The organism is Corynebacterium urealyticum DSM 7109, from assembly GCF_000069945.1.
GTDB lineage: Bacteria > Actinomycetota > Actinomycetes > Mycobacteriales > Mycobacteriaceae > Corynebacterium > Corynebacterium urealyticum.
Genome location: NC_010545.1, coordinates 1,000,653 through 1,013,330 on the forward strand (window position 1 = coordinate 1,000,653; position 12,678 = coordinate 1,013,330).

The window sequence follows — 12,678 nt, forward strand, 5'->3', positions numbered from 1 at the left end:
AGCGGGGTGGCGGCACTACCTCGGCCAGTGGGATGCCTAGGCTGCCGCCATGGCTTCGCGCGGGGAGACCTTCAACACGGGGCGCAGCGAGAGCGCGGATCCCGCCAGGCCCGCGAGCAGCAGAATCCCGGCCGGCTGGAGCATCGTGGACGCGGTGAGATCAATCGGCAGGGTGTCGGCCAGGGCCATCCCGACACCGCCAGTGACCGCGAGCCCGCCCAAGATTCCCCCGGCGAGGACGACCACGGCCTGGCCCAGCGAGTCGGTGATCAACACCCTGCGGGAAGCGCCCAGAGCCGAGGAGATCGCCACGCCACGCAAGCGCTGGATCGTCCACACCATGAAGAAGGCACCGAGCACGAGGGCGGAAAACACGTACAGCAGGTTGATCATGAGGTTCAACGAGAGCTGCTCACCGGTATAGGAGGCCGAGGCATTCCACCGGTCATCGCCGCTCAGCGCCACCGTGCCCTCGGGTGCCCCGCCCTCGGCCTCGATCGCGTCGGCGTCTACGACGGCCGCCAGCGAGTTGGCGGGCAAGCTGCCGACGTCGGCGTCGGAGACGAAGATCACCGGCTGGTGGTCGAAGTAGAGGTCCCGGTCGGGGCGCTCGACCTGGAAATCGCTGCCACCCAGCGTGATCCTGCCTGGCGTGCCGAAGGCTTTGGCGAGGGCGTCGTCCTCAAACTCGGATGGCACCTGCGCCACACCGTGCGGGGCATCAGGGGAGCTGAATACCGAGACAGGGGTGGAGTCCACGCGCTGACGCGCGACGACGAGCAGGGAAGCGCCGTAGTCCTCGCGCAGCGTGTCGATCTGGGACTCGCTGAGGCGGGAGGAGGACAGCGACGCGGTGCCGGAATCCTCGAGGACCAGCACCTGGTTTTCCCCCAGGCGTTCCTGAAGCGCGGACACCGACTGATATTTCAGACCCGCGGCCAGGGAAGCCAGAAAGGTAACCATCACGGTGATCATGGCGACTGTCAGGGTGATCAGCGCAGTGCGGCTGGGGGCGGAACGGAGCTCTTTCAGACCTTGGAACATACTTCTATGCTCGTCGCCGACCAGAAGGAATACATCGGCTGTGGGGGTGGACTTTGACTCATACGAAAGGATGAGTGACACCAAAGCCGCAGGCTGTGGGGGTTAGGGTGGAGGTGTGAACGAAGACCCGCGTACCCATTCACTCAGCGCGCAGCCGGTGACCGGCAAGCTCTCCCACGGGCTGTGGCTGGGCCTACAGGTGTTGATGATCGGCCTGCTCATCCTCGTGGCCTGGCGGGCAACCCACCCCATGACCTGGGTCGGACTGGGTGTGTTCTGGGTGCTGTACTGCAGCCAGCGACTTGTCACCCGGTGGTTGGGCGCGCCCACCTGGTTCGCCCTGCTGGTGGGGGCCTGGGCGGTGATGTCCGTTGGGCAACTGGAGGGCGCATTCGTCGTCTTCCCGATGTTCTTCCTCGCCGTGTACGTGTTTAGCCCGAGGATCTCCGCGGCGGTGGTCGCCGCACTCACGCTTGGGGTCGTGACGATGCTGGTGGGGCACATCGGCTGGAATATCGGCGCGGTGACCGGGCCGATCATCGGCGCGGCCGTCGCCTGGACCCTGGGGGTAGGGTTCCAGCTGCTGCACCGAGAAGCCACCGCCAAGGCACGCGCACTCGATGCGCTGGTCGCGGCCCGAGAAGAGGCTCTGGCCAGCTCCCGCAAGGCGGGTGAGGCCGATGAACGGATGCGGCTGGCCGGCGACATTCACGACACCGTGGCCCAGGGGCTATCCAGCATCCACATGCTGCTCACCGCCGTGGAGAACCAGCTCGCTGGACCCAACCCGTCCGGGACAAGCGAGGCCCGGGTAGGCGAGATCGGGCTAGCGCCTGATCACAGGGGCAAGGGGACGGCTGCCCAGCCCGGCCTAGACCAGCCGGGGATCGAGGCGGCGCACCAGCGGATGCTCACCCAGGTGCGGCTGGCCAGAGCCACCGCCGCCGAGAATCTCGCCGAGACCCGCCGCATCATTGCCGCCCTGCAGCCCGCCCCGCTGGAGGGAGCAGCGCTGCCCGTGGCTCTGGCACGCCTAGCCAGCTCCACCCCGCTCGGGGAGAAGCTGAGCTTCGAGACCGACGGCGCGCCCCGCCCGTTGCCCGACGAGGTGGAGGAAGGACTGCTGCGCTGCGCCCAGTCACTCGTATCTAACGTGGTTCGTCACTCCGGTGCCGATCGCGCCAAGCTCTCGCTGACCTTCCACCCGGGGGACGTCATCCTCGACGTCGTCGACAACGGTGCGGGTTTCGACCCCAGCGATGCCATCGACCGCAGAGCTACCGGTGGCAGCCTCGGCCTCTCCGGGGTGTACCGTCGCGTCGAGGCCCTCGGCGGCGAGATGACCATCGAGTCCGCCCCTGGGGAGGGAACCGGCATCTCGATCACGGTGCCCACGACCGGATACGATCGGGTCGATGGCGCCGGGGTGCACCCGCGCCGGGAAGGTGAGACACCGTGAAACACGCAGCACAGGCCCCAGCTCGGGGAGCCCAGGGTGGGCTGAACATCATGATCGTGGATGACCACCCCGTCGTCCGCGTGGGGCTGCAGGCTCTCATCGAAACCGCCGAGGACGCTGCGGGCATCGACGTCGTCGCTTCGATCGCCGACCCGGACGAGGCCGTGGTCCAGGTCCGGGAACTCCAGGGGACCGAGCAGGAGATCGACGTGGTGCTCATGGATCTGCGTTTCGGGGAGGGGCCGGCTGGCACCGAGCTTGCGGGCGGGGCGCGCGCCACCCAGGCGATCTGCGCTATCCCCGACGGCCCCCAGGTGCTCGTGGTCACGAACTACTCCACCGACCAGGACGTCGTCGGTGCGGTTTCCGCTGGTGCGGTCGGTTACCTGCTCAAGGATGCCCCGCCGTCCAAGGTGCTGGACGGCATCCGACGCGCCGCCCGTGGCGAGTCCGTCATGGCCCCGGAGATCATGGGAAAACTCATGGGCCAAATGACAAACCCGACCGAAGCGCTGACCCCACGGGAACTCGAGGTGCTGGCCCTGGTCGGCGAGGGAAAATCCAACCGGGACATTGCCCGTCACCTCGTCCTCACCGAGGCCACCGTGAAAAGCCACCTCTCGCACGTCTTCCGCAAGCTGGGTGCCAATAACCGCACCTCGGCGGTCGCCGTGGCCCGCCAGCGGGGGATCATCGCCTAGCAAGGCCCAGCGAGGATCATCGCCTACCGGCTCCTGTGGGCACCCCTGCCGTGTTAAGCAGGGTGAAAATTCTGTTGTGTCATGCCGGTGAACAGCACAAATGCGGTGCTAACGTACACGGTTATGAGTCGGATTATCCTCGCCTTCCTGTGCGCCCTGGGGGTCACCGTGGCCGCCACCGGGTGCACCCCGCGCCCGGATGTGGCGGATGACGCCGCGGCGGAGTTCCTGGAACGGCTGGCCGAGCGCAATGAGCCGGAGACCATCACGGATAAGTCGGACACCGCGGCCAAGGAGATCGACAACACCTGGGCCAAGCTGCAGGCCGAGGGGCTCGACGCGCAGCTCAAGGACGTGCGCACCCAGGACAATGTCGCGACCGCTAGCTACCGCATGGATTGGCAGCTGCCGGGTGAGCGCCGTTTCACCTACGACTCCCAGATGACGCTCACCAAGTCGAAGGGGGACTGGGTGGTCCGCTGGCAGCCCACGGTTCTGCACCCGCGCTTGGGGGCCAATCAGCACATGGAGCTGCGCACCGTGGCGGCCGAGACCGCGAGCGTGGTGGGCTCCGACGGTGCCGTGTTGATGAAGCCGGGGAAGAAGTGGCGCATCTTCCTCAACGCAGACAAGGCCGGCGATGCCCGGGCAGCCGCCGAGCGCATCGCAGCTGAAGTCCGCGCGCTGGGTGGGGAGCATGCTCCGACCATCGATGCAGAGAAGGTCGCGGCGGAGGCCAAGAAGGTCGACGGCGACTATTCGGTCGTCATGGTGGAGGACAAGCTGGGACAGCGGCTGCGCGGCGCGCTGCGGGACGTGCCCGGGGTGCGTCTCAACGATGAATCCGCGCTGGTCCGCCCGGACCCAAACTTTGCGCCGGACATCTTGAGCCGCGTGAATGCGGTCGTCGAAGACGAGTTGCAGGGCACCGACGGCTGGAAGGTTATCGTTTCCACCGCCGAGGGCAACGAGGTCACGGAGCTGGACAAGCACGAGGCCAAGGAAGCCCCGTCGGTGCAGGTCAGCCTCTCTAAGAAGGTGCAGGACGCCGCCCAGCGAGCCGTGGATACCCGGGCGGATAGCCAGACGATGATGGTCGTCATGCGGCCGTCGACGGGCGAGGTGCTCGCGGTCGCGCAGACCGCGAAGGCCGATGAGCACGGCGACCTCGCGCTGCAGGGACAGTACCCGCCGGGCTCGACGTTCAAGATCATCACCGCCTACGCAGGCCTGGAGAAGCAGAACCTCACGCCTGATTCGATCGTGGGCTGCCCGGGCACCCAGGACATCGGCGGACGCATCGTCACGAACTACAACGGTTCCGGTTTCGGCGACGGACCGCTTCGCCAGGCCTTCGCCCGCTCCTGCAACACGACGTTTGCGGACATCTCCACCAAGCTCAAGCCCGGCGAGTTGAAGGCCACGAGCGCGCAGTTCGGCCTGGGCGTGGACTTCAAGATTCCGGGCCTGGATACCTTCACCGGCTCGGTACCCACCGGCGAGGTCATGCTGGACCGCACCGAGGCGGGCTACGGCCAGGGCCACGACCTGGTCAGCCCCTTCGGCATGGCGCTGGTCTCGGCCACCGCGGCGGCGGGGAAGATGCCGACCCCGTACCTCATCACTTCTCACAAGCCGAAGCCGGGCACCCAGCCGAAGGGCGCCGAACAGAAGCCCACAGGGAACAAGAGCAGCACCGATAAGGACAAGAAGGCCCCGGCCGGGCCGCAGCCGCTCGATAAGAAGAGGATCGCTGAGCTGCAGGCGATGATGCAGGATGTGGTGACCAACGGCACCGCGGCCGGGCTCGACCGTTACGGCGACGTCCGCGGCAAGACCGGTGAGGCGGAGATCAACGACGGCTCGCACGCCTGGTTCACCGGCTACCGCGGCGACCTCGCCTTCGCCACCCTCATCGTCCGCGGCGGCGGCAGTGAACACGCCACCGCGGTGACCGGGGAGTTCTTCAAGCACCTGGATGCCCCGGCCGCCCCGCGCGAGAACCAGCTGACCCCGGCCGCTGAGGGCTAAAGGAACTGTGCCGCTGCCCGAGGGGTACCATCGGGCACTATGACCAGAGCAGCACTTTCCCCAGGTAAGCCAACCCCGATCCGCACCGTGCCCGCCCACATCGAGCGGCCGGAATACGCGTGGAAGGCCGAGGTCCAGGAAAACATCGGCGAGGCCTGGATCCAGGATCCAGAGACCATCGAGAAGATGCGCGAAGCCTCCCGCATCGCCGCTGATGCGCTCCAGGAGGCCGGCAAGGCTGTCCGCCCCGGGGTGACCACCGACGAGGTCGACCGCGTGGCGCACGAGTACATGTGCGACCACGGCGCCTACCCCTCCACCCTGGGCTACCGGGATTTCCCGAAGTCCACCTGCGTGAGCCTCAATGAGATCATCTGCCACGGCATCCCCGATACGACGGTGATCGAGGACGGGGACATCGTCAACATCGACGTCACCGCCTACAAGAATGGCGTGCACGGGGACACGAACGCGACCTTCCTCGCCGGGGACGTCAGCGAAGAGCACCGCCTCCTCGTCGAGCGCACCGAGGCCGCTATGTGGCGCGGCATCAAGGCCGTCAAGCCCGGCCGCGAAATCAACGTCATCGGCCGCGTGATCGAGTCCTACGCCAAGCGCTTCGGCTACAACGTGGTGCGCGACTTCACCGGCCACGGCGTGGGCCCCACCTTCCACAATGGCCTGATCGTCCTGCACTACGACAACCCGAGCAACCAGACGCTGCTGGAGCCGGGCATGACTCTGACCATCGAGCCGATGATTAATCTGGGCGGGCTGGACTATGAGATCTGGGACGACGACTGGACCGTCCAGACCACCGACCGGCAGTGGACCGCCCAGTTTGAGCACACCCTCGTCGTCACTGAGGAGGGCTACGAGGTTCTCACCCTGCCCAGCGAGGACTAACGCTGGTCCAGCCCCGGGGCTCGAACCCCAAGGTTCGACAGACTTGCCTCAGGTCCTCGAGCCCCGGGGTTCCCGGATTAGGTCGGCGGAAGAACCACGGCGACGGGGGGGGGAGCCGGGGGGGGCAGGGGGATTAGTCGAATTCCAGGCCGAGCAGGGCATTTTCTACCAGCTCGGTCAGCGCAGGGTGCGGCCAGTACTGCTCGGTAGCGAAGCGGCGTGCATCGATGCCGAAGGTCATCGCGGTGACGAAGCTCTGAATCAGCGTGCTGGCCTCTGGTCCCATGATGTGCGCGCCCAGGATTTCGCCGGTCTTGCGGTCGGCGATCACCTTGCAGAAGCCGGTGGTGTCCTCCATTGCCCAGCCGTAGGCCACATCTGCGTAAGCCTGCACCTTCACGGTCAGCTCCCGGCCTGTGGCCTGGGCGTCCGCCTCGGTCATCCCCACCACCGCGATCTGCGGGTGGGTGAACACGCCGCTAGGGACGGCGCGGTAGTCGTTGGCGCGCAGGTCCTCGGGGTGGGCGAGGTTGTGTTGGACGACCTTCGCCTCCTGGTTCGCGACGTGCTTGAGATCGAAATCATTGGAGGCATCGCCCAGCGCCCACACCCCCTCGGCCGTGGTGCGGCCGAACTCGTCGACCTTGATCTTGCCGTTGGCCTTCTTGTCGACTCCAGCGGCCTCGAGTGCCAGCGTGTCCGCATTGCTGATGCGCCCCTGGGCGGCGAGGATCTCGTCGGCGACGAGCACAGTGCCGTCGTCGAGGGTGAGCTCTACCTGCCCGTTGTTGGTCTCGCGCGCCGAGCGCGGCTCCACTCCGAGGTGGGTTTCCCACTGTTTGCGGGCCTGCTCCGTGAAGGCCTCGGAAATCTCGGCGTCCAGCTTGCGCAGCAGCCGCTTGCTGCGATTGACGACCGTGACCTTGGTGCCCAGGGCGTCGAAAATTGCGGCGAACTCGACCGCGACGATGCCACCGCCCAGGATGATCAGCGACTCGGGCTGGGCTTCCAGGCGCATGATGTCCTCGTTGGTGCGGTAGCGAACGCCGGAGTCTGCGAGGACGGGGTGGATCCACGGGCGGGTGCCGGTGGCCAGTACGACGTCCTTGCCTCGGATGACGGGCGCGTCCGCGCCGTCGCCGATCCGCAGCGTCCGGGGTGCGACGAAGGAGGCAGCGTCCCCGTGGAAGAGGGTGATATTCGGGGTTTCGTCCCCGGCGCGGTAGGCGGCACCGCCCTCGGCGATGGGGTCGATGCGGTCGCCGAAGACGCGTTGCTGGATGCCCTTCCAGTCCACGTTGTCCAGCGAGCCAGTCAGGCTGAGCTTGTCGGCGGTACGGAAGGAGCGGGCTACGTCAGCGGTGTGGACGAACATCTTCGTCGGAATGCAGCCGACGTTAATGCAGGTGCCGCCGAAGACTCCCTTCTCGACGATGGCGATCTTCTTCTCATCGTTGATCGGAGCTGGGATCGTGTTCCCCGATCCGGTGCCAACGATGATGATGTCGAAATCCTGGATCTCTCCCGGCGCGGTGGTGTGTTCGGCATTGACGTTATTCATGTCTGCCAGCCTAGGCACCGGATCAGGCGGCGGCCACGAGCCATGTTCGCGGCCGGTTAATTGCTGGCGATGCCCTGGGCTGCCAGCCAGTCTGCGGTCGCATTCAATGCACGGCGGCGTACCGCGGGGCGGGAGAGGAAGACATCGTGGGTCGCATCCGCGATGACCTCGATGTGCGCGTGAGGGGAGACCTTCGGCGCGGTCTGCCACATCTGCTCCGGCTTGAGGATCGGGTCATTGACGTAGGTGGCGTCCGTGAGCTTGCGCCCGAAGTAGTGGCCATCGCTGGTGAGCACCAGGGTTGGCAGGCCGGTGTCACAGCGTCCGGCCTCGAGATCGGCGATCTGGCGGACCACACCGGCCATCCAGCTGACGTATTTCTTGCGCGGCTCGATGGGCTTGAGCTCAAGGTCGTAATCCCATTCCCCCGCATAGTCGGCGTGCAGGGAATGGCCGTAGGAGGGGTCGATTCCCTCCGGAAGGGGAATGTGCGGGGCGACCTTGGCAAGTTGTGGGAAGACCCGCTTGATCACGAAGCCCACGAGACCGTCGAACTGGATGCCGTACCAGGGTGAGTTGCCGATGACCGCACCAAGCATGCTGTGCAGTGCAGCTTCCGCGCCGCCGGGGTCGCGCTGGGAGGTAGCGTTGAGGCGGCCGGCCCAGGTGGTGACGTCCAGGCCTCCGGTGGAGTGTCCCACCGGTACGACGCTCGGGTGGGCAGCGCCAATAAGCCCCAGCGCGATGGAAAGGTCTTCGTCGTAGATGGCCTGGCTCGTGACGTGGTGCCAGGTCTGTCCCTCCCGCCATGCCCGGCCGCACTTGCGCATGTCGATGGCGTAGACCGCGTAGCCTGCCTCGTGGAAGAAGCGGGCCACGTGGTCTTGGAAGAAGTAGTCCGTCATCCCGTGGACGAAGAGCAAGGCGGGGCGGGCATAGAATTCCGGTTCCGCGGCTGAACCCGCAGCTCCGGCCGTCGACCCGTCATTGTCGGCGGGTAAGTAGCGGACGAGGGCGAAGCGCACCGGAGTCTCCCCGTCTGGATCTTGACCCATCTCGACGTAGTGGACCCCGAAACCTGGGCCCAGAAGGTCCGGCCCGAAGGTCAGTTCTGCGACGCTGGCGCCTCGTGGGTCGGTGAGGACATCGGCCAGTTGCCGTGAGGAGGTGTTGCCGCCGTGGGCCGGGCCGTTATTCATAGCTGTGGAATCATTCATCGGGATCGATCATATTCAACTTTTTCAGGGGTATAAGGGCAGGCCTGAATATGGATCGAAAAGGCGCAGGCGTATGGTTGAAGAAGCGTGACAAAGCTTTCTTCCGTGAAGGATTGAGGAAACCGTGGCAACGAATAGTTCTCAAAACGATACCGTCGACGTCCTGCTGGTTGGCGCCGGCGTCATCTCCACCACCCTGTCTGTGATGCTGAAGCAGCTGCAGCCGGAATGGAGCCAGCTGATTCTCGAGCGCCTGGACACCCCGGCCGCCGAGTCTTCTGACCCGTGGAACAACGCAGGCACCGGCCACTCCGCGCTGTGCGAGCTGAACTACACGCCGGAGGTCAACGGCAAGATCGACGTCTCCAAGGCCGTCGGTGTCAACGAGAAGTTCCAGGTCTCCCGCCAGTTCTGGTCCCACCTCGTGGAGAACGACATCCTGGGCGAGCCGTCTGAGTGGATCAACCGGGTTCCTCACGTCTCCTTCGCTCAGGGCATGGATCAGGTGGACTACCTGAAGGCCCGCTACGAGGCCCTGAAGGATAACCCGCTGTTCCCGAACATGAAGTTCTCGGACTCGGAGACGAAGTTCCGCGAGTTCCTGCCGCTGATGGCAGAGGGCCGCGACTTCAACACCCCGACCGCGATTTCCTGGTTCGAGGAGGGCACCGACATCAACTACGGTGCGCTGACCCGCCAGTACGTCGACGCCCTGACCGCCGAGGGCGTCGAGGTGCGTTACGGCAGCGAGGTCGTCAACCTTAAGCGCGAGGGTGCAAAGTGGAAGGTCTCCGTCAAGAACCGCCACACCGGCGACACCTCCGTCGTCACCGCCAACTTCGTCTTCATCGGCGCCGGCGGCATGGCGTTGCCGCTGCTGCAGAAGGCCGGCATCCCGGAGATCAAGGGCTACGGTGGCTTCCCGGTTTCCGGCCAGTGGCTGCGTTGCACCAACGAGGAGCTCATCGAGAAGCACGCCGCGAAGGTCTACGGTAAGGCCTCTGTCGGTGCCCCGCCGATGTCCGTGCCGCACCTCGACACCCGCGTGATTGACGGCAAGAAGGGGCTGCTCTTCGGCCCCTACGCCGGCTGGACCCCGAAGTTCCTGAAGTCCGGTTCCTTCCTGGATCTGTTCAAGTCCCTGCGTCCGGGCAACCTGCCGTCCATGATCGGTGTTGGTCTGCAGGAGTTCGGCCTGACCAAGTACCTGGTCGAGGAGCTGCTGAAGGACCAGACCGCGAAGATGGAGTCCCTGCGCGAGTACATGCCGGAGGCTAAGGACGAGGACTGGGAGCTGGTCATCGCTGGCCAGCGCGTCCAGGTCATCAAGCCGATCGGCGCTCCGAAGTTCGGCTCCCTGGAGTTCGGTACGACGCTGATCAACTCCAACGACGGCAGCATCGCCGGCCTGATGGGCGCTTCCCCGGGCGCGTCCATCGCCCCGGCTGCCATGCTCGAGGTGCTGGAGCGTTGCTTCGGCGGTCGCATGGCTGAGTGGGCTCCGAAGCTGCGCGAGATGATCCCGTCCTATGGCCAGCGTCTGGTGAAGAACGAGGCTCTGTTCCAGGAGCAGTGGGATCGCTCCCAGAAGGCGCTGAAGCTGGCTAAGTAGCTTCCGCTGCCCGCAGGCCGCCCGCCCGAGAGGATTGCCCTCGGGGCGGGCGGTTTTTCGCTGTTGGTGGGGGTTTGAGATTCTAGACCGCTCGGTCTACTATGCTGTGCTTATGAGTATTTCCCTGCGCAACGTCCACGTCCTTGTCCCAGCCGGCAGCCCCGACGCCGAGCTCGTCGCCCAGCGCTGCCGTGACGCAGGCGCCATCGTCACCACCAGCCCTGCCGGGGCGGCGTCGGAGATTGACTGGGCTGCCACCGCCCTCGTCGTGCTCCCGGGCCAGACCCCGGGTGCCACGGAACTGATCACAGCAGCTGAGCAGCACGGCGTGCCGGTCAATAACCTTGGGGGCGGAACCGAGGAAGCACAGAATGCGGGGGACAGGGGCGGGGAATGCCCTGGCGCGGGAACGGTGACGTTGGTGGGCGGCGGCCCCGGCGGCGAGGGGTTGATCACCGTCGCGGGGAAGCGAGCCATCGAGGGCGCCGACATCATCTTCGCTGACCACCTGGGCCCCTTCAGCCTGGCCGAGGAGGCAGCCGAGCGCGGGGTGGAACTCGTGGACGTGTCCAAGATCCCCTATGGCAAGCAGGTAGCTCAGGAGAAGATCAACGAGATGCTCATCGAGGCTGCTCAACAGGGCAAGAGGGTGGTGCGCCTGAAGGGCGGGGACCCTTTCATCTTCGGCCGCGGGCTTGAGGAGGCCGAAGCCTGCGCGGCCGCCGGGGTGCCGGTATCAGTGATCCCAGGGGTAACGAGCGCGACCTCCGCGCCAGCGCTGGCCGGCGTATCGCTGACCCATCGCGGGTGGGTGCACGACATCACGATCGTCTCCGGGCACGTGCCTCCGGGCCACGAGAAGTCACTCGTGAACTGGGAGGCGCTGGCTGGGCTGACTGGCACGTTGGTGCTGATCATGGCCGTGAAGAACGCCGGGGCGATCGCGGCTGAGCTCATCGCCAAGGGACGCGCTCGCGAGCAGGCGGTGACGATCATCGAATCGGCCTCCATCGACGGCGAGCGGGTCACGGAAACCACTCTCGGGTCCCTTGGGGAAACGATCGACGCGGCAGGAATCAAGCCACCGGCGATCATCGTGGTCGGCCGGGTCAGCGAGCGCCGGATTAAGGGCTTGGCGGCTGCTTTCTAGCTGCGCTAAGTGAGTGTGGGTGGGGGGCGGCTTGCCGCCTATTCGGCCGGAACGATGAGCGTGACCTCGCCGGGGTCACGCACCTCCGTTCGAAAATTCGCCTCGACGAACGCCTCCACGTCACCGATGCGGTGGGCGAAAGCCTCCGCCAGCTCGCCGGTTCCCTGCGGGTCAGCGGGCAGGTGTCCACCGGCCAACGCCAGCTCCCGGGCAACTAGCCCCTTGTAGTGCTTGTTGAAGTGGCTGACGACCTTGCGGCTGCCGTCCGGGTACTCGGATTCCACGCGCAAGCTCACCGCGCCCGGAACTTTTCCGAGGTCCCGGTAACCACCGGAGCGCAGGTCGATGATCCCGCCGCCAGCGCCATCCGTGTCGGCGGCGCGATCCTCCCGCCACCGGGCGAGCTCCTCGCCGATGCGGTTGCCCTCGGCCGGCTTCGTCCACTGGGAACGCAGGGTGCGGGGCTGACCGTCCACGAGCACCTTGGAGCCGGCGGAGAGTCGATAGCGGGGGATCAGGTCGTCGGCGGCGATCACCCCGAAGAGTGCCGAGCCGATCGCCAGCCTTGCACGCGCGTCCGCGGGGAGGGGCAGGCCGGTGCGTTGCCCCGTTGGGTCGATGGCATCGTAGGCCACCCCGGTGTATCGCTCCACCGCAGGAAGCAGCTCGGAGGAAGCGACGGCGGCGTTGGACTCGTGCTCAGCGTGCTGGGTAGCACGGATCCCGATCATCTTGTCTAAGGAGCGAATCCGCTCTTCTGCGGTTTCTGCAGAACCCGCGTTCTTCGACAGTGCTTCTTGGGCTGCAAGGAAACTGCAGCCCATCTCCTCAAGGGTGCTGAGCAGGTGTTTTCTGGTTGGCGCTAACCCGGGAAAGGCCAGCTGATCCACGGCGACCGGGCCGGGGCGGCCACCCGCAGTTTTGCTTTCCGACGGAGGCAAGATGATGAGCATGAAAACATGCTAGCCGGTGGCGTGCTGCGCGGGTGCGGGGCTGT

At 66.1% G+C, this 12,678-nt stretch carries 10 protein-coding genes; 6 read left to right on the forward strand and 4 right to left on the reverse strand.

The genetic code is table 11. The annotated features are described in order from the left end of the window. Positions 1-36: 36 nt before the first annotated feature. Positions 37-1,044: an ABC transporter permease family protein gene (locus CU_RS04190; RefSeq protein ID WP_012360084.1), complete on the reverse strand. Its 1,008-nt coding sequence runs from the start codon at positions 1,042-1,044 to the stop codon at positions 37-39. Positions 1,045-1,159: 115 nt separating this feature from the next. Here CU_RS04190 and CU_RS04195 point away from each other — a divergent pair, with 115 nt between their 5' ends. From CU_RS04195 to map, 4 genes are all read left to right on the forward strand, one after another. Continuing rightward, positions 1,160-2,503, forward strand: a complete 1,344-nt coding sequence (locus CU_RS04195; RefSeq protein WP_012360085.1) for a sensor histidine kinase — start codon at positions 1,160-1,162, stop codon at positions 2,501-2,503. 50 nt (positions 2,504-2,553) lie between these two features. After that, positions 2,554-3,204 carry a LuxR C-terminal-related transcriptional regulator gene (locus CU_RS04200; protein WP_173362340.1) on the forward strand — a complete coding sequence of 217 codons (651 nt, stop codon included), beginning with the start codon at positions 2,554-2,556 and terminating at the stop codon, positions 3,202-3,204. 81 nt (positions 3,205-3,285) lie between these two features. Beyond that, entirely contained in the window at positions 3,286-5,235 is a 1,950-nt protein-coding gene (locus CU_RS04205; RefSeq protein WP_012360087.1) for a penicillin-binding transpeptidase domain-containing protein, read from the forward strand. A gap of 39 nt (positions 5,236-5,274) precedes the next feature. Further along, positions 5,275-6,141 carry a type I methionyl aminopeptidase gene (gene map, locus CU_RS04210; protein WP_012360088.1) on the forward strand — a complete coding sequence of 289 codons (867 nt, stop codon included), beginning with the start codon at positions 5,275-5,277 and terminating at the stop codon, positions 6,139-6,141. 133 nt (positions 6,142-6,274) lie between these two features. Here map and mtr read toward each other — a convergent pair whose 3' ends face one another. Both mtr and CU_RS04220 read right to left on the reverse strand, forming a co-directional pair. Continuing rightward, positions 6,275-7,702, reverse strand: coding sequence for a mycothione reductase (mtr, locus tag CU_RS04215; RefSeq protein ID WP_012360089.1), 1,428 nt, complete (start codon positions 7,700-7,702; stop codon positions 6,275-6,277). 56 nt (positions 7,703-7,758) lie between these two features. Further along, on the reverse strand, positions 7,759-8,919 hold the full coding sequence (locus CU_RS04220; protein ID WP_012360090.1) for an alpha/beta hydrolase: 1,161 nt from the start codon (positions 8,917-8,919) through the stop codon (positions 7,759-7,761). A gap of 124 nt (positions 8,920-9,043) precedes the next feature. On the opposite strand from CU_RS04220, the gene mqo reads away from it, so the two are divergent. Together mqo and cobA are read left to right on the forward strand one after the other, a co-directional pair. Further along, on the forward strand, positions 9,044-10,531 hold the full coding sequence (gene mqo / locus CU_RS04225) for a malate dehydrogenase (quinone) (RefSeq protein WP_012360091.1): 1,488 nt from the start codon (positions 9,044-9,046) through the stop codon (positions 10,529-10,531). A 112-nt stretch (positions 10,532-10,643) separates the two neighbouring features. Next, positions 10,644-11,681 carry a uroporphyrinogen-III C-methyltransferase gene (gene cobA, locus CU_RS04230; protein WP_231837757.1) on the forward strand — a complete coding sequence of 346 codons (1,038 nt, stop codon included), beginning with the start codon at positions 10,644-10,646 and terminating at the stop codon, positions 11,679-11,681. Positions 11,682-11,719: 38 nt separating this feature from the next. Here cobA and CU_RS04235 read toward each other — a convergent pair whose 3' ends face one another. After that, positions 11,720-12,634 (reverse strand): YaaA family protein, encoded by a 915-nt coding sequence (locus tag CU_RS04235; RefSeq protein WP_012360093.1) that lies wholly within the window; start codon positions 12,632-12,634, stop codon positions 11,720-11,722. Positions 12,635-12,678: the final 44 nt, after the last annotated feature.